Here is an 18741-nt window from a genome sequence, read left to right as displayed (position 1 = left end):
CGTGGCGGAACGAAAGGGGTGAGGGTGCCGACCTCGGTGCTCCTCGCCGTCCTCGCCGCGGCCGGGCTGCTCGCCCTCGCCCCGGCGCTGGTACGCCGGTACGACGCCACCGAGCGCCTTGCCGCGGAGCGGGCGACGTCGACGGCGCGGGTGCTCCAGCGCCACCGCCGTCGCCGTACCGTGCCCGGACGCCGACCGATCAACCCCGCACGCCAGGTCACGGTTACGCTGCCCGCTCCATCGGGTGAATCCGCGTCCCCGCCGGCACGCCGCTTGCGCCTGGTCACCGGCCGCCGTCCAGCCCGCCGGGTTCCGCGCCGGCGCGGCACTCCCGCGGTGGTCCGCCGCCGCCGGGTGTTCGCCGCGCTGGCCCTGCTCAACGCGATCGAGCTGGTCGGCGTACTGGCCGTGGGACCCGGGTTCTGGATCGGGTTCGCGGTCACCGGCAGCCTGCTCGGGCTCTACCTCGTGCACCTGCGCAACCGGGCGATCGCCGATCGGCGCCGCCGCAAGGTCCAGGCGCGGGAGGCGGCCTGGCTGGCCGCGCGGCAGGCCGAGGTGCGGCGGGAACAGGCCCGGCGGGCCGCGGCACGGCGGGAGACCCAGCGGCGGCTGGTGGCTCAGCGGGAAGCGGTCCGGCGAGCGGCCATGGGACTGGACCGGGAGCCGTCGGACCTGCCGGTGGCGGCCAACGGAGGGTCGGTGTCGTATCGGCGTCGCGGTGGGTTGCGGGGGCGTGCGTACGAGGCCGGCGGCCGGCACCACACGGCCTGAAATCAAGAGCTTCTTGTCGTGCGTCCGCTGTGGTGCGGACCGTCGCTCCCGCCGGGACCCCTGCGGGCTTCGCTGGCCGCTGGCGCGTCCAGAACGCGAAGCCCTCCGGGGCGACGTCCGCGGGTGGGCGCGGTCACCCCACCACACCCCGAGCGTGTGAAGTAACGGCGAGCTCCGCACCCGAACTTCACACACTCGGGGTTTCTGCGCCGTGCGTGGGGACTTCGGGTGCGGACCGCACCGAAACTTCACACGCCCGGCGGGGGTGGTTCGCGGGGGTGCCGGGGGACCTGTTAGCCTTTCGGAGGTCCCAAGGTGAGGTACTGCCGCAGGACTGGTTTAGGGGCTGTGGCGCAGTCTGGTAGCGCACCTCGTTCGCATCGAGGGGGTCTGGGGTTCAAATCCCCACAGCTCCACGAGTAAGACTTGGGAACGCCTTCGGTTCACGGAAACGTGGACCGGGGGCGTTTTTTCATGCCCGGGATCGGGTTTGCCGGGCGCGGCTGGCTCTCCGGGGTGTCTCCGCCGGTCGATGGCACCCCTGGGGGCCAGCCGGGGCCTGGGGGCGCGGGGCGGTCGTGAGCGGCAGCGGCCTGGCGGGGGCACGGGCGGGACGTGGCTCGTAGCCTGCGGACGGGACTCGGTAAACGTACCCAAAAGGGTTTCAGGTGTGGTGGAAGTGGAACGCGGCGATCTCCTCGACGCGGGAGCGGAAGATGCCGGCGCGCTGTTCGATGGCGAGAGGGTGGCCGGTGGGCTCCAGCTCGATGTAAGGGGGCTGGCCGACCGGGCGGGTGTGCAGGTTGGTCTTGAGGTTCAGCGTGGTCGGCTGGTAGCCGGCGATCTCATTGGCGAGCCAGCCGAAGTACGGGGGCTCCTCCTCGCGGCCGGGCTGTTCCCAGACGTCGACCGCGCGGGTGAAGTTCGGGCGGCTCAGCGAGACCCACATGCTGTAGGTGAAGATTTCGCCGGTGTCCCAGACGGGCAGTTCGATCAGGCCGCGGATGAAGAACCGCTCGCCGGTGATCACGCACAGGTCCGAGTCGAGCAGGCAACCTTCGATGTCGGCCATCTCCGGAAGCCAGACGTCCGGGGCCTGCGCGGCGAAGCTCAGCGGGGGTCCGCTGTGTGCCGAGCCGCAGGTGCCGCACGCGAACTCGTCGGTGTTCATGGCCGCGAAGCATACGGCCGCGAGCCGAGTTGATCAGCGGCAGACCGGGGAAGTCACACCCGATGATCGTGGGATCTGAGCGTGGTGCTCATGGGATCTGAGCGAAATGTGAGGGTGGCTACTTTTGGGTGGTACCTCTTGAGCAAGTCTCGGAGGTGACCCGTTATGAAAGCACTCCTGCCCGACAACGAGATCGAGCGGCTGGCCGCGCTCTACTCACTCGACATCCTGGACAGCCCGGCGGAGAAGGACTTCGATGACATCGTCGCGCTGGCCGCCGCGGTCTGTGAGACGCCGATGTCCATGGTCAGCCTGATCGACGCGGATCGGCAGTGGGCCAAGGCCGGGACCGGCGCGGACTTCGCCGAGACCACGCGGGACCTGTCGTTCTGCGCGCACGCCATCCTCGGCCGTGACCTGCTGATGGTCCCGGACACCCGGAAGGACCCGCGGTTCGCCGACAACCCGGCGGTGACCGCGGCGGACGGCATCCGGTTCTACGCGGGTGCGCCGCTGATGACCACCGACGGCTTCGCGCTCGGCACGCTCTGCGTGATGGACGTCGAGCCGCGCCGGCTGGCGATGGACCAGCAGCAGTCGCTGCGCGCGCTGGCCCGGCAGGTGACCGCCCAGCTGGAGCTGCGGCGGTACGCGTACGCGCTGGCCAACACGACGGCCCGGCTGCAGCAGCTGGAACGTCGCAAGGACGACCTGGCCGGCCTGGTTGGCGGGGAGTTGCGCTCGTCGCTGCGGCTGATGTCGTCGTACCTGGAGAACCTGGGCGACACCGGGCGGCACGACGCCGAGCTGGCCGATCTGGTCGGCCGGGCCACGGCGGCGCACGTCCGCGGCTTCCGTGAGCTGATCGACCACCTGACCACGATGGCCGACGCCGGGCTGGGCGGGGACAGCCTGCACATGCGGGAGTGCGACCTGACCCGGGTGACCCAGCGGGCGGTCGAGGCGGTCCGCCCGATCGCGGCCAGCAAACACATCTGGATCCTGAACCAGGCCGGCGGCCCGTCGCTGCCGATCATCGCCGATCCGGTACGACTCGAGCAGGTGCTCACCCACCTGCTGTTCGCCGCGGTGAAGTACACGCCGGAGGGCGGCCGGGTCCGGGTCGGCACCGAGATGGAATCCGGCCCGGCGGTGCGCCTCGACGACATGGACCTGCCGGACGGACTGCGCCCCGACCTGTTCCCGCACCTGTTCTACGGGACCATCGCGAACCCGGCCGACGTACCCGGCCCGGACCGGGGCCTGGCCGTGGCGAAACGGATCCTGGACGCCCACCACGCGACGGTGGCGCTCTCCGACCGGCCCGGCGACGGCACGTCGTTGCACGTGGTCTTCCCGTACGCGGATCTGACCCCGACGGAGCTGGTCCACGATCTGGCCGTGGCCTGATCATTTTCGGGCGGGCTCGGTTTGGACGCTCGGTTTGGACGCTCGGTTCGGACGCTCGGTTCGGACGCTCGGTTCGGACGCTTGGTTCGGGCGCGAAAAGGCCCGCATCCCACCGGCTGCAGTTCGGGGGATGCGGGCCTTGTCTGTGCGCGCCTACCGCGGCGGTGACCCCGCGTGCGGCAGGTCGTAGTCCTCCCGGTGGGCCTGATCCTCCCGGTGGGCCTGTGACGGCACCGCCGGGGTGGTCGGCGGCGCCACCGCCCGGCCGCGCGCCTGCTGGCGTGGTGCCGGCACCTCCGACGGGGCCGGCGGCCAGCCGTGCACCTGGGGCGCCACGGCCGCGCCGGCCGGTGCGGGCGGCGGGGGTGGGGTGTCCGGGCGCGCGGTCAGCCCGGCCCGGTTCAGCTTGTGCCAGCGCAGCCGGCCACCGGTCAGTGCGGTGGTCGCGGACTGGATCAGCACCAGGTACATCAGCTGGCGGTAGGCGAACTGCTGCAACGGCAGGCGCCAGAGCGGCTTGAGCGGCTCCCGGTCGAAGCGGAACGCCACCGCGGCGGTGAACAGCTGCAGCGCCAGCATGCCGAGCCAGGCGATCAGGGTCTCCTTGAGCTCCCAGAAGACCAGGCCGTAGACCAGCATGATGTCGACCACCGGGGCGAGCATCGGCAGCGCCACCCCGAACAGGGCGAGGAACGGCAGGCCGACCCGGCCGAAGCGACCGGACGGGCCCTTGTCGAACACCGCCCCGCGGTGCTTCCACATCGCCTGCATGGTCCCGTAGCTCCATCGGTACCGCTGGCGGTAGAGCTGCTCCAGGGTGGTCGGCGCCTCGGTCCACGCCTTGGCGTGCTCCTCGTAGACGACCCGGTAGCCCTCGCGGCACAGCGCCATGGTGACGTCGGTGTCCTCGGCCAGGGTGTCGTCGCTGACCCCGCCGACCTTGGCCAGGGCCTCGCGGCGGAACGCGCCGATCGCGCCGGGGACGGTCGGCATGCAGTTCAGCGTCTCGTACAGCCGGCGGTCCAGGTTGAAGCCGATCACGTACTCGATGTGCTGCCAGGTGGCGACGAGGCTGCCGCGGTTGCCGACCTTGACGTTGCCGGCCACCGCGCCGACCGTCGGGTCGCCGAACGGCTGCACCAGCCGGCGGATCGAGTCCTCCTCGAAGATGGTGTCGCCGTCGACCGTGACGATCAGGTCGTGCCGGGCCAGCGCGACGCCGGTGTTGAGCGCGTTCGGCTTGCCGCCGTTGGGCACCCGGACCACCCGGACGTTCGGCAGGCGCAGACCCTCCACGATGTCGGCGGTGCCGTCGGTGGAGCCGTCGTCGACCACCACCACCTCGATCGTCGGGTAGTCGCCACCGGCCAGCGAGCGGACGGCGGCCTCGATGCCCTCCTTCTCGTTGTAGGCGGGCACGATGACCGACACCGGGTCGGTGATCGGCGGGCCCCAGCGCCAGTCCGGTCTGCGGCGCTGCCGGGCGTGCCGACCGGCGAGGGCCAGCAGCAACACGGTGCGGGCGATGGTCAGCAGCCCGACCATCAGGAACAGCCCGGCGACCAGGTAGACCAGGCCGTCGGCCAGCCGGACGGTCCAGATCAGCGCCGCGCCGCGCCACTCGTCGCCGGCCGCCGCGGCCGGGTTGAGCGGCAGCGCCGGGATGACCGAGGCGCTCTCCGGCCCGCGCCCGGCCTTAATGTCCGCGGCCTGTTCCGCGATGCCCAGGTTCAGGCCCTCGGTGACGGTGGTGAACCGGTAGCCGCGGGCCTTCATCATCGGGATGAACTTGGCCAGCGCCGCGACGGTCTGCGCGCGGTCCCCGCCGGCGTCGTGGAACAGGATGATCGCCGAGGTGTCGCCGGCCGGCAGCGCGTTGTGCACGATCTGGTCCACGCCGGGCCGCTGCCAGTCCTCGCTGTCCAGGTCGTTGACGACGATCAGGTAGCCGGCCGCGCCGGCCTCCTTGACGATCTTCCAGTTGGTCTCGTCGATCGCCTCGGTCTTCGACGAGTACGGGAACCGGGCCAGGTTGGTGTGCACGCCGGTGGCCCGGGCGATGGCCACCTGGTTCTGGGACAGCTCCAGACGCCGCCGCCACGGCGCGAGCAGCTGCATGTTCGGGTGGGTGAAGGTGTGCAGGCCCAGCTCGTTGCCGTCGTCGACGATGGTCTTGGTCAGCTCCGGGTGCCGGGCGACCTGCGAGCCGACCACGAAGAACGTGCCGTGCGCGTCGTTCTCCTTCAGCACCTGGAGCACCTTCGGGGTCCAGATCGGGTCCGGGCCGTCGTCGAAGGTGAGCGCGATGGTGCGTGCCGGCAGGCGACTGGTGGTCTCCTGTCCGCCGGTGGTGTTGACGATCGGCCCTCCGCCGCGGATCGACAGTGGCACCCCGGCCTGGTCACCGACCTCGGTCTCCTTGTGGTCGGCGGTGAACTCGGCGTTGATGTACGCCTGCACCACGAGCACCGAGACGAAGATTCCGAGCAGCAGCGCGCCGAGCATCACCCGGGGGCGGGGCAGGATGCGCCGCCGGCTGCGGCCCCGGGTGCGCCGGGTCGGGGTGCTCGTCACACCGGCTCCCCGGACTCGTGCGTCTCCGGTTCGGCGGTGGTCGGGGCGGGCGAGTCGGCCGGGTCGTCACCCGGCTGGCTCAGCGGGGGCAGTTCGACCGGCTGGCCCAGCGTGGGCAGCGCGACCGGCTCGACGGCCGGGGGCTTCGGGGCCACCGGTGAGGCGGACGGCTTCACCTCCGGCGAGGAGCTGACCGGCGGGGTGGTGGTCGACTCGGTGGGCCTGGACGAGCTGACGCTCGGCTTCGGCTTGGCCGGGGTGGCCGACGGCTTGGCGGCCGGCGTCTTGGTGGCCTTGCTGGTCGCCTTCGGTTTCGGCGAGGCGGACCTGGCGACCGGCCGCTGCGCCGGTCGGGCCGGCTGGTTCACCGACTCGATGATGGGTCGTTTGCTCGGGGTGCTCGTCTGGCTCGTCGCCGGCGCCGGGATCGGCCGGGGTGGCACCGGATCGGCCTTGTCGTCGTCGTCCACGCCGGGCAACGGCAGCACGGCGCTGGAAGCCACCGGGCCGCCGGCCAGGCTGACGCTGACCAGCCCGCCGTAGGAGACGACGAGGATGCCGAACGCCAGGGCCGTGCGGCGGAGCAGACGGCTCCGTCGTCCGGTGGAGTCGACGAACACCGGGGCCGGCGTCGCGATCGCGATCACTTCGGTCCGCTGCTCGGTGGTCTTCTGGTGGTGGGGCTCCTGCGTTGTCACGCGGCGAGCCTAGGAACATTTATCGCGATCTTGGCACATGTCACTCATCCGGGGGATGGCCGACTGATCCCCTGAAAAGGGACGAAATGATGAGGCCGAAGAATTGACCCGATGGCGCCGATGTGTGCCCGGCGAGAGCGCGCTCCGCTGAGCTGCGGTGCGGTGCGTGATCGAAATACGTTACGCCAGATTCGACATTGATTTGCTGTCGCATTCCTGACGCTGAAGTTGAATCGTATTCATGAGATGTTATGCGTAATAAAGACTATATAGGTTGAATGTCCGAATAGCCGGGATGTTGGGATCGGCACGGTATTCGGTGGCGATGACCCGTTGTGCGGCTCATCCATGCTCGTTAAGCTGCATCTTGCGCGCCCCTATCGACCGCTTCCCCCGTGGCAGTCGATCGGGGCGCGCCCTATTTCCCGCGCTGTGCAGTCCCGGCAGCGACCTCGTGATCTGCGAAAAAGACGAAGCCCGGCGAATTCGCCGGGCTTCGGTCATCTCACGCCACCTCAGATCCAGCGACTGCCCAGCCACATTCGTACCGACCAGTCGTCGTACGGCATGGTCGTGCCCACGAAGACCGGGAAGAAATAGGCGAAACAGAGCGCCACCAGCACCACGTACGTCCCGGCGACCACCGTGCCGATCAATTGCCGGTCGCTGCGGGCCGCCCCGCGGGCCAGCCCGCCCGGTGGCGTCATGATCGCCCCGAGCACGTAGACCACCGCCAGGATCAGGAACGGCAGCGCCGGCAGCACGTAGAACGAGAACATCGTGCGCCCGTCCTTGACCGCGAAGTAGAACCACGGCAGCAGGCCGGCCATCGCACCGGAGAAGATCGCGTACGCCCGCCAGTCCCGCCGCGCGATGCCGAACCAGACCAGCGCGACGAGCGCCGGCAGGAACGACCACCACAGGATCGGTGTGCCCAGCAGCAGGATCTCGGCCGCGCAGCTGGACGCCCCGCAGTTGCCGTTGCCGTTCCAGTAGAACGCCACCGGCCGCCCGAGCATCAGCCACTGCCACGGCCAGGACTGGTACGTGTGCTTCTCGGTCAGTCCGCTGTGGAAGTTGTACGCCTCGGAGTGGTAGTGCATCAGGTTCAGCAGCGCGCCCAGGATCGGCGGCTCGCTCAGCCCGTTCGCCTCCCGGTAGTGCCGGAAGTAGCCGGTGTCGGTGAGGAACCAGCCGGCCCAGGTGGCCAGGTAGAAGACGATGCTCAGGACGAAGCTGAGCACGAGATAGCCGAAGTCGCCGAGGATGCCGGCCACGAACGGGCCGCGGACCCGGGCCGACCGGCGGGCCTGCCAGCGCCAGGCCACCACCAGGCCGGCGAAGAACGGCGCGAAGAACAGCGCGCTCCACTTCACCCCGCAGGCCAGGCCGAACATCACGCCGCTGGCCAGCAGCCACCACGGCACGATCCGCGGGATCTTGTGGGTGGTCGTGGAGTCGAAGCCCTCCGCCACGGCCCGCTGCCAGCGCCGCCGGTAGTGGTCCCGGTCGAGCACCATGCACGCGAAGGTCAGCAGGATGAACAGGCCGAGGAAGATGTCCAGCAGCGAGGTGCGCGACAGCACCAGCTGGAAGCCGTCCAGAGTCATCAGCAGACCGGCCATCCCGGCCAGGATGATCGAGTGGAACATCCGGTAGGCGACCCGGATCAGGATCAGGATCATCAGGGTGCCGGCGATCGCGGCCGGGAAACGCCAGCCCAGCTCGGTGTTGCCGAAGATCTTCTCGCCGATGGCGATCAGCCACTTGCCCAGCGGCGGATGCACCACGTACGCCGGGCCGTTGGTCTTCTCGTCCCACTCGACGCCGTGCTGGAGCATGTCCCAGGCGTCGGTCGGGTAATACACCTCGTCGAAGATGAAGCCCTTCGGCTTGTCCACCCCGGCCAGGCGCAGGATCGCGGCGGCCGCCACGATCACCGCGGTCACCAGCCACGAGTACGGATCGAGCCGGGTGTCCAGCGTCGACAGGCGTCGCCGGACGAGTTCGGGCACGTCGCGTACGCCACGGGACGACTCCGCCTCGGCGGGGGACTCCGCGATGGTCGGGTCTGTCTCAGCTGTCGCCGTTGTCACCCCGCGATCGTAGGCTGCCTGGCTTTGAAGTGATGCCCGGGCGTGTGGTGGACTTTTCGGGTGTCTCGAGAAGAAGCAGGTACCGGGCGGGTCGTTCTGGCAGGCGCGCCGCTGGGCAACGTCGGTGACGCCTCGGCCCGGCTGCGGGAGGTGCTCGCAACCGCGGACGTGATCGCGGCCGAGGACACCCGGCGGCTGTCCCGGCTGGCCAAGGACCTCGGGGTGACGGTGCGCGGGCGGGTCGTGTCGTACTTCGAGGGCAACGACGAGAAGCGCACCCCGGAGCTGGTGGAGGCGCTGGCCGGCGGTGCGGTGGTCGCGGTGGTCACCGACGGCGGCATGCCGAGCGTCTCCGACCCCGGGTACCGCCTGGTCCGGGCCGCGCTCGACGCCGGGTACCCGGTGACCGCGGCGCCCGGCCCGAGCGCGGTGACCACCGCGCTGGCCCTGTCCGGGCTGCCCAGCGACCGGTTCGTGTTCGAGGGTTTCCTGCCGCGGACCGGCTCGAACCGCCGGTCCCGGCTGCGCGAGCTGGCCGCCGAGCCGCGCACCCTGGTCTTCTTCGAGGCGCCGCACCGGATCACCGGCGCGCTGGCGGACCTGGCCGCGACGTTCGGCGAGGACCGGCCGGCCGCGGTCTGCCGGGAGCTGACCAAGACGTACGAGGAGATCCGCCGCGGCACCCTGAGCGAACTGGCGGCCTGGGCCGCCGCCGGGGAGCCGCGCGGCGAGATCACCGTGGTGGTGGGCGGCGCGCCGGCCGGTCCGGGCGAGCGTCCGGACGACGACGAGCTGCGCGCCGAGGTCGCCCGGCGCGAGACCGCCGGCGACTCACGGCGCGACGCGATCCAGGCCATCGCTGACATGTACGGCCTGAAGAAGCGGGATGTCTACACGCTGGTGCACGCTCAGTAAGCAGCCGCCAGGAAGCCGGCCAGCAGCAGGATCGGGCCGCCGACGCTGGCCAGCAGGGCGTACCGCCGGGACCTCGGCGACTCCAGCCGCCGGGCACCGGTGGCGCCGGCGATCCCGTACCCGCAGATCAGCACGAGCAGGAAGCCGAGCGCCCAGCGCAGGTGCATGAGCAGCCCGGGCGGCGCGGTGTAGGCCTGGTCGCTGCCCGCGCGGACCATCCGGGCGCCGGTGACCGCACCCGGCTCCCGGGCGCCGCCGGAGATGCCGAGCAGGGTCACCCGGCCGGCCGTGAAGCTGCCGTCGGCGGTGGCGAACCGGCCGGTGCAGTGCTGGGTGAGCCCGGCGCCGTCACACTGGGTGGTGATCGCGTACCCCGGGTCGCCGTGCCCGGTGGCCAGCCAGAACGGCTCCGCGCTGACCCAGGCGAAGAACGCCGCCACCAGGCTCAGCCCGACCAGCGAGACCATCGCGGCGACCGGGTTGGCGGCCGGTGGCCGGCGGCGCCGCCCGGGACGCGGGTCGTTGCGGGCCTCGGCCGCGATCCGGGCCTCGTCGGTCGACCAGAACGGCGAGTTCTCCATCCGCTCCAGCCGGGCCTCGGTGACCGGGGTCGCGCCGGCCGGCAGCGGCGGCAGCGGCGCGCGCGGCGGGCGCCGCGGGTCCAGGACGACGGTGGGCCGATCGCCGGCCTTCCCCTCCGGCGCGGCCGCCGTGGTCGCGGCCTCCGGCACGGCCGCCGTGGTCATGGTCCCCGGCACGGCCGCCGCCGTCGACGCGGTCGCCTCGTCGCCGAGCCGGCCCGGCTCGATGATCATCAGCTCGCCGGCCGTGGCGAGGCGCTCGCCCGCGGGGTCCGCCGGCGGCGTGAGCCGTTGCGTGACGTCCTGCGCGCCGGCCGCCCGGGCCGCGTCGCCCGCCCGGTCCGCCCAGTCCTGCGAGGTGGGGTCCCGGTCGGCCGGGCCGTGCCACCACGTGGCGTCCGGCTCCGTCTTGCCCCACGGGTTGTCCGTCGGCGTTTCCCCTGGTTGCGGCGCGTTCCCGGTCACCCGTCCAGTGAACTACGCGGCTCGGTGACCGGCCCGCCAATGTCCGGGCGTGTCGGGACAAATCGGTCGGCCGCCTATCCGTTCGCCAAGCTCCGGGGCGGGTCACTACGCTTAGTCGTCATGAGTCACGTTCTCGCCGCGGTCGCCTGGCCCTACGCCAACGGCCCGCGCCACATCGGTCATGTTTCCGGCTTCGGGGTGCCGTCCGACGTCTTCAGCCGGTACATGCGGATGGCCGGCCACGACGTGCTCATGGTGTCCGGCACCGACGAGCACGGCACACCCATCCAGGTCCAGGCGGACGCCGACGGGGTCACCCCGCGCGAGCTGGCCGACCGGTACAACCGGGTGATCGTGGAGGACCTGCACGGTCTCGGGCTCTCCTACGACCTGTTCACCCGGACCACCACCCGCAACCACTACGCCGTGGTGCAGGACCTGTTCGAGGCCCTGCACGCCAACGGGTACATCGTGGCCCGCACCACGCTCGGCGCGATCTCCCCGTCCACCGGCCGTACCCTGCCGGACCGCTACATCGAGGGCACCTGCCCGATCTGCGGGTACGACGGCGCCCGCGGCGACCAGTGCGACAACTGCGGCAACCAGCTCGACCCGGAGCAGCTGGTCAACCCGCGCTCGCGGATCAACGGCGAGACGCCGAACTTCGTCGAGACCGAGCACTTCTTCCTGGACCTGCCGGCCTTCGCCGAGGCGATCGGCGGCTGGCTCGACCAGCGGGAGAACTGGCGGCCCAACGTCCTGAAGTTCTCCCGCAACCTGCTCGACGACCTGCAGCCCCGGGCGATCACCCGTGACCTGGAGTGGGGCGTGCCGATCCCGCTGGACGGCTGGCGGGACCGCGCCGACAAGCGCATCTACGTCTGGTTCGACGCGGTGATCGGCTACCTCTCGGCGTCGATCGAGTGGGCCCGGCGCACCGGCGACCCGGAGGCGTGGCGCCAGTGGTGGTCGGCCGACGCGCAGGGCAAGGACGCGTCCGCCTACTACTTCATGGGCAAGGACAACATCGTCTTCCACTCGGTGATCTGGCCGGCGCTGCTGCTCGGCTATTCCGGCGAGGGCGACAAGGGCGGCCAGCCCGGCCCGCTGGGCAAGCTGAACCTGCCCACCGAGGTGGTCTCCAGCGAGTACCTGACGATGGAGGGCAAGAAGTTCTCCTCGTCCCGGCGCGTGGTCATCTACGTGCGCGACTTCCTGGAGCGCTACGACGCCGACGCGCTGCGGTATTTCATCGCCGCGGCCGGCCCGGAGTCCAACGACACCGACTTCACCTGGGCCGAGTTCGTCCGGCGCAACAACGACGAGCTGGTGGCCGGCTGGGGCAACCTGGTCAACCGGTCGATCTCGATGGCGGCGAAGAACTTCGGCGTGATCCCGCCGGCTGTCGACCTGACCCCGGAGGACCTCGCGCTGCTCGAGGTCGCCCGGACCGGTTTCACCACGGTCGGCGAGCTGATTGGCAAGCACCGGCAGAAGGCCGCGATCGGCGAGGCGATGCGGGTGGTCGCCGAGGCCAACAAGTACCTCTCCGACCAGGCGCCGTGGAAGCTCAAGGACGAGTCGCAGAAACAGCGGCAGGGCACCGTCCTGCACGTCGCCCTGCAGGTGGTCAGCGACGCGAACACGCTGCTCACGCCGTTCCTTCCGCACTCGGCGCAGAAGGTGCACGAGCTGCTCGGCGGTGTCGGCACGCACGCGCCGATGCCGGAGATCGTCGAGGTCGACGACCTGGACGGCGGCCCGGGTTACCCGGTGCTGATGGGCGACTACACGGTCGGCGCCCGCTGGGAGTCGGTGCCGCTGGTGGCCGGCACGGTGCTGAACGCGCCGAAGCCGGTCTTCCGCAAGCTCGAGCCGACAGTGGTCGAGGAGGAGCTGGCCCGCCTGGGCGGCGACTCCTGACCCCGCGTTCCACCGAGAAGGCCCGGCTCTGCCGGGCCTTTTTCGTGACCGGGAGCTGACGCCCGGGTGTCCATTCCCCGGTTTCCTGACAGTTGTGCCCTACCGCACTGCGGGCTGATCAAAACGGCATTGATCGCGGTCGTGTCGACCGGCTACATTGATCGCTGCCACGGGGGAACGTTGGCGTTCTGTCGATACGGGTACGTCCTGACGTAGTCCGCATCGTCCAACATTGCCCTTCATGTGGTTTTCTTACCCCTCGAAGGACTGGAATTCCCTTGAAACCACGTCTGGCCCGGCCGCTGCTCGCGGCCATCGTCGGCGGTGCGCTGGCTGCCGGTGGCGCCGTCGCCGCCTCGCCGGCCTTCGCCGGTAGCTCTCCCGTGCGTGCCGCGATCGCCGTCGAGGAAAGCGGCGAGCCGACCGCTTCCGCCGAGCCGTCGCCGAGCGACAGCGTCACCTCCGAGCCGGCGCCGAGTGACAGCGCCTCCTCCGAGCCGGCGCCGAGCGACAGCACCTCCGTCGAGCCCGCGCCGAGCGACAGCACCTCCGTCGAGCCGAGCACCCCGGCCACGAGCCCGAGCGTCAGCCCGAGCGTGAGCACCCCGGCGCCGGACACGATCCCGCCGAAGGGTGCCTACAAGCTGTCGGCAACCTCGATCTGGACCGGTCAGTTCGTCAAGTTCACCCAGACCTCCGCGGACTTCAGTGACAACGTCACCCCCGACGCGCAGATCAAGCGGACTGTCAACTGGGGCGACGGCACTGGCCTGCTCACGCTCACGGCCTCGCAGACCGTCGTTCAGCACAACTACAACAAGCCCGGCACCTTCACGCTTGTCGAGCGGCTCACCGACAAGGCCGGCAAGTTCAGCGACATCAAGAAGACCGTCAAGGTGTCGAACGCCGCGACCAAGCTGGTGAACAGCAAGACCAGCGTGTGGAGCGGTCAGCGCTACTACGTCACGGTCAAGGCCGTCCCGGCCGGCACCCAGTACGTGCTGGTTGAGAACGGTGACAACTGCCCCGGCTACGAGTTCAAGTGGACCGGCAAGGCCAAGGTCATCAAGATGTTCCTCTGGAAGGACTGCGTGACCGGCCGGGTCATCACCGGTAAGCGCCCCGCCAAGGTCAAGTACCGGAACGCGAACGGCTACAGCGCCTGGTTCTCCGGCGCCGGTGTCTCCGTGAAGAATGACGCCTGGGGGCCGAAGGTCACGGTCACCAAGCCGAAGAACTCCACCAAGCTGTCGGCGTGGAAGTACGTCACCGGCACCGCCTCGGACAAGGGCTCCGGCGTCCGGGTCGTGTGGGTCTCCCTGGAGAACTACAGCAACGGCCAGGACTACTGCCTCAACATCAACAAGAAGTGGCAGAAGGTCAACAACGACACCTTCAACGACGTCTGCTACTCGTGGCAGGCCCCCGTCGCCGCGAACGGCAAGTGGAAGTTCAAGGTCCCTGCGGGCCTGAAGAAGGGCCTCTTCTGGCCGGCCGCGAGGGCCGAGGACTGGTCCACCAAGCGGAGCGGCTGGAAGTACATCGAAGCGAAGATCACCCGTAGCTGATCTTCCGTAGGACAACGAGAAGCGGGGCCGGAGCGATCCGGCCCCGCTTTCGTGTGTCTCAGAGCTGGTACGCGAGATCCGAGATGTGGTGGTCGGCCAGCTCGTCCACCGGCGCCCACGCCTCGTACACCCCGCGCTCGTAGCAGCGGGCCCCGGTCGCGCTGAGCGCGTCCACGTCCGGGCGCAGCAGCCGCAGCCGGGCCCAGGTCTCGTCCCGCTGCAGCACCCAGCACGGCACCCCGCGCCACAGCGCCTGCTCGGCCCGGCGGCTCAGGGTCTGCACCGAGTAACGGGCGGCGCGGGTCAGCGCCCGGACCCGGAACTCGTTGGGCGGGTCGGCGACCGCCTCGTACTCCTTGCCGTCGATCGTGCCGACCAGGCGGGCGGTGCCGGCCGCGGTGCACGGCACGTACTCCCGGTCCGGGCTCACCCCGGGCAGCTCGTCCAGCAGGCCGCGCCAGCGGGGACCGGCCAGCCGCAGCCACCCGTGCTGCTCCGGCTGGTACGTGTAGAGCACCACCTCGTCACCGCCCGGGGCGTACGCGATCAGCTGGGCGTTGCCCGGCAGCGGCAGGTCGGCGAACCCGGCGGTGATGTACTCCGGGATCAGCTCGTCGGTGCTCGGCGTGAACCCGGTGCCCAGCACCATCGCGCCGATCCGGGAGTGTGCCGGCAGCGCGGCCAGTCCCGGCTGACCGGGATCGGCGGGCAGCTCGAAGTCCATCGGGTCGGTGGCCCGCCAGCGCAGCCCGTACGCCACCCGGCCGTCCACCGCGCCGTCGGTGCGCAGCAGGTTGAGCTGCTCCGGATCGGTCAGGTGGGCGATGTCGCAGGCCCGGTAGCAGAAGCCGTACGGAAGCCAGCCGCCGAGATGCCCGGCGACCTGGGCCGGCGACAAGATCTTGGTCATCCGGGTGCCGCGCCGGACGATCGCGGTCTCCCGGATCCGGCGCATCGTCGCATCGTCGCGATACACCGCGGACTGACTCATCGACTGCACGTGCTGCCAGGTCAGGTCGCGGCGCAACGGTGCCATCAGGGGCGGGTCGAGCGGGTCGGCGCCCAACTGGCTGTCCTCACCGGTCACGGTCACGGCCGGAACTTAAGTGACGATGGTGGATATCGGATGAACATGCGGTTACCGGTACAGGTGCCGTGCAGAATGTCTCACATGCCATCGACACCCCCCACGTCGCCGACGCCGTCCGAGAAGCGCCGGGCGAAGGCCGCCCGCCGGGCCGGCGAGTTCCCGCCCGCGCCGGAACCGCTGGCCGTGCCGGTCTTCGACAGCCACACCCACCTCGATCTGACCGTGCAGGAGGCCGGTGTCCCCGGCGGCGCCACCGGTGACCCGGTCGAGGCGCTGATCGCCGCGGCCGCCAAGAACGGTGTCGACCGGCTGGTCCAGGTCGGTGTCGATGTGGACTCGTCGCGGTGGGGCGCCGAGCTGGCCGGCCGGAACGACGCGGTGCTGGCCGCGGTGGCCCTGCATCCCAACGAGGCGCCCCGGCTCGCCGATCTCGACGAGGCGTTGCGCGAGATCGAGGCGCTCGCGGCCCAGCCGCGGGTCCGGGGCGTCGGCGAGACCGGGATGGACACTTTTCGTACGGGTGACGACGGCCGGTCCGCGCAGGAGACGAGTTTCCGGGCGCACATCGCGATCGCCAAGCGGCACGGCAAAGCGCTGATCATCCACGACCGGGAGGCGCACGCCGACGTGCTGCGGATCCTCGACGACGAGGGCGCGCCGGACACCGTGGTGCTGCACTGCTTCTCCGGCGACGCCGAGTTCGCCGCCGAGTGCGTGCGCCGGGGCTACCACCTCAGCTTCGCCGGGACGATCACCTTCGGCAGCGCGGCGAACCTGCGCGCGGCGGCCGCGATCACCCCGCCCGAGCTGATGATGGTGGAGACCGACGCGCCGTACCTGACCCCGGCCCCGCACCGCGGCCGGCCCAACGCGTCCTACCTGATCCCGATCACCGTGCGGGCCCTGGCGGCGGCCCGCGACATCGACGTGGACGAGCTGTGCGCGACCATCTCGGCCACCGGGGAGCGGGTCTTCGGTCCCTGGAGGTGAGCCCCGCCGGCGAGCGCCGCACGGGGCCGGGTGTGCCCGCCGGGTCCGGCCGGTGACCGGCCTCCTAGGCTGCTCCTATGGCTGACGGACTCCTCGGCCCGGCGGAGATCCGGGAACTCGCCGCACGCCTGGGCGTCGCGCCGACCAAGAAGCTCGGCCAGAACTTCCTGCACGACCCGAACACCATCCGGCGGATCGTGGCCGCCGCGGCCCTGCGCCCGGACGACGTCGCGCTGGAGGTCGGGCCCGGGCTCGGCTCGCTGACCCTGGGCCTGGCCGCCGCGGTCCGGCACGTGCACGCCGTCGAGATCGACCCGGTCCTGGCCGCCGCGCTGCCGGCGACCGTCACCGCCGCGCACCTCACCGTGCACGCGGCCGACGCGCTCCGGGTCACCGGCGACCGGTTCGACCCGGCGCCGACCGCGCTGGTCGCGAACCTGCCCTACAACGTGGCCGTCCCGGTGGTCCTGCACCTGCTCGCCGAGCTGCCGACGCTGCGCAGCGGCCTGGTGATGGTGCAGAAGGAGGTCGCCGACCGGCTGGTCGCCGGTCCGGGTTCCAAGGTGTACGGCGTGCCGTCGGTCAAGCTGGCCTGGTACGCCCAGGCCAAGTCGGCCGGGAAGGTGCCGCCCGCGGTGTTCTGGCCGGTGCCCAACGTGGACTCCGGGCTTGTCGCGTTCACCCGCCGCGAGCCGCCGACCGGCGCGGAGCGGGCCGACGTGTTCCGGGTGATCGACGCGGCGTTCGCGCAGCGCCGCAAGACCCTGCGGGCCGCGCTCGCCGGGTGGGCCGGCGGGCCGGGCAAGGCCGAGGACGTGCTGGTCGCGGCCGGGATCAGCCCGCAGGTCCGCGGCGAGATGCTGACCGTGGAGGAGTTCGTCGCGATCGCCGCGGCGGCGAAAACGTCAGGGTACGGCGGTAAGCTCAGCCCGTCCGGCGCACAGCCCGAGGAGGTGGACTCATGACCGCTGAACCGATCGGTGAAGTCGTGTGGGCTCCTGACCTTGTCAAGCAGCGAAAAGCTGGATACACGATCGAAGACGTCCTCGCCCTGCCTGATGAGGCGCCTCGCGTGGAGCTGTCGGATGGAGTCTTGATAGTGGTTCCTTCGCCCTCCGCCCGTCACCAGAAGCTCAACTGGAGACTGGCGAGCTGGTTGGAGCGACACGTGCCGAAAGGCTTCGAGCCGCAGATGGCGGTGGGGGTGGCGGTCGACTACACCAGCACCCTCGAACCGGATGTGCTGATCCTGCACGGTCCGGTCGACCCCGATCGTCACTACTTCTCGCCTGATCAGGTCGTCGTCGCCGTCGAGATCGTTTCGCCCGGGACCAAGCGGCGTGATCGACTGGAGAAACCAGGCGTCTACGCCGCCGCCGGAATTCAGCATTTCTGGCGCATCGAGTTGAATCCCGTGCACGTCTTCGCCTATGACCTCGTCGATGGTCGCTACGAGCTGGTCGCGGACGCGAATGACGAACTGGTGCTGGAGAAGCCGTTCGAGATCCGGTTGCCGATTCGGGAACTCGCTCCGTGACCGAGGCCTGGGGACCGGACGACGACGAGCCGCGTCCGCACATCGGCCCGGTCAAGGTCCGGGTGCCCGCGAAGATCAACCTGCACCTCGGCGTCGGCCCGCTGCGGATGGACGGCTATCACGAGCTGAACACCGTCTACCACGCGATCAGCCTGTTCGACGAGATCACCGCCCGGCACGGCGACACCCTCACGCTGACCATGGAGGGCGAGGGCACCGGCGAGCTGCTGCTCGACGAGACCAACCTGATCATGCGGGCCGCCCGCGCGCTGGCCGCCCGGGCGCGTGTCCCGGCGTACGCCAGGTTGCATCTGAAAAAAGTGATCCCGTTGGCCGGCGGCCTGGCCGGAGGCAGCGCGGACGCCGCGGCGACGCTGATCGCCTGCGATCTGCTCTGGGGTCTCGGGATGTCCCGTGACGAGCTGGCCGAGGTCGGCGCGCAGCTCGGCTCGGACGTGCCGTTCCTGCTGCACGGCGGCACCGCGCTGGGCACCGGGCACGGCGAGGCGGTCAGCCCGATCCTGGCCCGGCCGACCATCTGGCACTGGGTGGTGGCGATCGCCGACGGCGGGCTCTCCACCCCGGCGGTCTACCGCGAGCTGGACACCCTGCGGGCCGGCTCCTGGCCGCCTCCCGCGCTGGAGAACGCGGACTCTCTGATGTCCGCGCTGCGCCAGCGCAACCCGGAGGTGCTCGGCGCGGCCCTCGGCAACGACCTGCAGCCGGCCGCGCTGTCGCTGCGCCCGCAGCTCGCCGACGTGCTCAAGGCCGGCACCGAGGCGGGCGCCATCACCGGTCTGGTCTCCGGTTCCGGCCCGACCTGTGTCTTCCTGGCGGCCGACGCGGCGCACGCGCAGGAGGTCGCCGAGGGGCTGACCGCGGCCGGGGTCTGCCGGACGGTGGTCACCGCGCGCGGCCCGCAGCCCGGCGCGCGGGTAATCTAGAGCCA

15 protein-coding genes and 1 tRNA gene are annotated in these 18741 nt (G+C 70.9%); 10 read left to right on the top strand and 6 right to left on the bottom strand.

From position 1 onward, the window contains the following. Positions 1-18 precede the first annotated feature (18 nt). Both sepX and Apa02nite_RS36605 read left to right on the top strand, forming a co-directional pair. A complete protein-coding gene (sepX, locus tag Apa02nite_RS36610) occupies positions 19-774 on the top strand; it encodes a divisome protein SepX/GlpR (protein WP_203829140.1) in 756 nt (251 codons plus the stop codon). A gap of 342 nt (positions 775-1116) precedes the next feature. Next, positions 1117-1190 (top strand) — tRNA-Ala (locus tag Apa02nite_RS36605). A 248-nt stretch (positions 1191-1438) separates the two neighbouring features. On the opposite strand, the gene Apa02nite_RS36600 is transcribed toward Apa02nite_RS36605, so the two are convergent. Next, complete coding sequence (locus Apa02nite_RS36600) at positions 1439-1945, bottom strand: DUF2199 domain-containing protein (RefSeq protein ID WP_083971841.1); 507 nt, start codon at positions 1943-1945, stop codon at positions 1439-1441. 165 nt (positions 1946-2110) lie between these two features. Here Apa02nite_RS36600 and Apa02nite_RS36595 point away from each other — a divergent pair, with 165 nt between their 5' ends. Further along, positions 2111-3355: a GAF domain-containing sensor histidine kinase gene (locus tag Apa02nite_RS36595; protein WP_203829139.1), complete on the top strand. Its 1245-nt coding sequence runs from the start codon at positions 2111-2113 to the stop codon at positions 3353-3355. A 153-nt stretch (positions 3356-3508) separates the two neighbouring features. Here Apa02nite_RS36595 and Apa02nite_RS36590 read toward each other — a convergent pair whose 3' ends face one another. The 3 genes from Apa02nite_RS36590 to Apa02nite_RS36580 form a co-directional block, all read right to left on the bottom strand. Further along, on the bottom strand, positions 3509-5860 hold the full coding sequence (locus Apa02nite_RS36590; RefSeq protein ID WP_203829180.1) for a bifunctional polysaccharide deacetylase/glycosyltransferase family 2 protein: 2352 nt from the start codon (positions 5858-5860) through the stop codon (positions 3509-3511). Positions 5861-5925: 65 nt separating this feature from the next. Continuing rightward, positions 5926-6627, bottom strand: a complete 702-nt coding sequence (locus Apa02nite_RS36585; RefSeq protein WP_203829138.1) for a hypothetical protein — start codon at positions 6625-6627, stop codon at positions 5926-5928. Between the two features lie 515 nt (positions 6628-7142). Next, positions 7143-8723 carry a dolichyl-phosphate-mannose--protein mannosyltransferase gene (locus Apa02nite_RS36580; protein ID WP_203829137.1) on the bottom strand — a complete coding sequence of 527 codons (1581 nt, stop codon included), beginning with the start codon at positions 8721-8723 and terminating at the stop codon, positions 7143-7145. 60 nt (positions 8724-8783) lie between these two features. On the opposite strand from Apa02nite_RS36580, the gene rsmI reads away from it, so the two are divergent. Further along, positions 8784-9638 carry a 16S rRNA (cytidine(1402)-2'-O)-methyltransferase gene (gene rsmI / locus Apa02nite_RS36575; RefSeq protein WP_203829136.1) on the top strand — a complete coding sequence of 285 codons (855 nt, stop codon included), beginning with the start codon at positions 8784-8786 and terminating at the stop codon, positions 9636-9638. Here the strand turns inward: rsmI and Apa02nite_RS36570 are convergent. Then, positions 9632-10684, bottom strand: coding sequence for a hypothetical protein (locus Apa02nite_RS36570; RefSeq protein WP_203829135.1), 1053 nt, complete (start codon positions 10682-10684; stop codon positions 9632-9634). The genes rsmI and Apa02nite_RS36570 overlap by 7 nt on opposite strands. Positions 10685-10804: 120 nt before the next feature. Between Apa02nite_RS36570 and metG the strand changes: the two genes are divergently transcribed. Further along, positions 10805-12607, top strand: coding sequence for a methionine--tRNA ligase (gene metG / locus Apa02nite_RS36565; protein ID WP_067697526.1), 1803 nt, complete (start codon positions 10805-10807; stop codon positions 12605-12607). 278 nt (positions 12608-12885) lie between these two features. Continuing rightward, on the top strand, positions 12886-14175 hold the full coding sequence (locus Apa02nite_RS36560; protein WP_203829134.1) for a hypothetical protein: 1290 nt from the start codon (positions 12886-12888) through the stop codon (positions 14173-14175). Positions 14176-14233: 58 nt separating this feature from the next. On the opposite strand, the gene Apa02nite_RS36555 is transcribed toward Apa02nite_RS36560, so the two are convergent. Continuing rightward, positions 14234-15268 carry a hypothetical protein gene (locus Apa02nite_RS36555; RefSeq protein ID WP_203829133.1) on the bottom strand — a complete coding sequence of 345 codons (1035 nt, stop codon included), beginning with the start codon at positions 15266-15268 and terminating at the stop codon, positions 14234-14236. Positions 15269-15337: 69 nt separating this feature from the next. Here Apa02nite_RS36555 and Apa02nite_RS36550 point away from each other — a divergent pair, with 69 nt between their 5' ends. From Apa02nite_RS36550 to Apa02nite_RS36535, 4 genes are all read left to right on the top strand, one after another. Next, complete coding sequence (locus Apa02nite_RS36550) at positions 15338-16255, top strand: TatD family hydrolase (protein WP_203829132.1); 918 nt, start codon at positions 15338-15340, stop codon at positions 16253-16255. Positions 16256-16332: 77 nt separating this feature from the next. Further along, positions 16333-17220, top strand: a complete 888-nt coding sequence (gene rsmA / locus Apa02nite_RS36545; RefSeq protein ID WP_203829131.1) for a 16S rRNA (adenine(1518)-N(6)/adenine(1519)-N(6))-dimethyltransferase RsmA — start codon at positions 16333-16335, stop codon at positions 17218-17220. Next, positions 17217-17792, top strand: coding sequence for a Uma2 family endonuclease (locus tag Apa02nite_RS36540; protein WP_203829130.1), 576 nt, complete (start codon positions 17217-17219; stop codon positions 17790-17792). The genes rsmA and Apa02nite_RS36540 overlap by 4 nt, the downstream gene beginning before the upstream one ends. Next, positions 17789-18736, top strand: a complete 948-nt coding sequence (locus tag Apa02nite_RS36535) for a 4-(cytidine 5'-diphospho)-2-C-methyl-D-erythritol kinase (RefSeq protein ID WP_203829129.1) — start codon at positions 17789-17791, stop codon at positions 18734-18736. The genes Apa02nite_RS36540 and Apa02nite_RS36535 overlap by 4 nt, the downstream gene beginning before the upstream one ends. Positions 18737-18741 lie beyond the last annotated feature (5 nt).

Source organism: Actinoplanes palleronii (genome assembly GCF_016862315.1).
Lineage (GTDB): Bacteria > Actinomycetota > Actinomycetes > Mycobacteriales > Micromonosporaceae > Actinoplanes > Actinoplanes palleronii.
Note: the sequence above shows the minus strand (reverse complement) of the source record. Positions and strands in the feature narration are given on the sequence as shown.

What these genes read in the sequence shown, in the direction of transcription:
- Apa02nite_RS36600 (WP_083971841.1), bottom strand. Translation starts at nt 1,945, where the DNA reads ATGAACACCGACGAGTTCGCGTGCGGCACCTGCGGCTCGGCACACAGC.
- Apa02nite_RS36595 (WP_203829139.1), top strand. Translation starts at nt 2,111, where the DNA reads ATGAAAGCACTCCTGCCCGACAACGAGATCGAGCGGCTGGCCGCGCTC.
- Apa02nite_RS36590 (WP_203829180.1), bottom strand. Translation starts at nt 5,860, where the DNA reads ATGCTCGGCGCGCTGCTGCTCGGAATCTTCGTCTCGGTGCTCGTGGTG.
- metG (WP_067697526.1), top strand. Translation starts at nt 10,805, where the DNA reads ATGAGTCACGTTCTCGCCGCGGTCGCCTGGCCCTACGCCAACGGCCCG.
- Apa02nite_RS36550 (WP_203829132.1), top strand. Translation starts at nt 15,338, where the DNA reads ATGTCTCACATGCCATCGACACCCCCCACGTCGCCGACGCCGTCCGAG.
- rsmA (WP_203829131.1), top strand. Translation starts at nt 16,333, where the DNA reads ATGGCTGACGGACTCCTCGGCCCGGCGGAGATCCGGGAACTCGCCGCA.
- Apa02nite_RS36540 (WP_203829130.1), top strand. Translation starts at nt 17,217, where the DNA reads ATGACCGCTGAACCGATCGGTGAAGTCGTGTGGGCTCCTGACCTTGTC.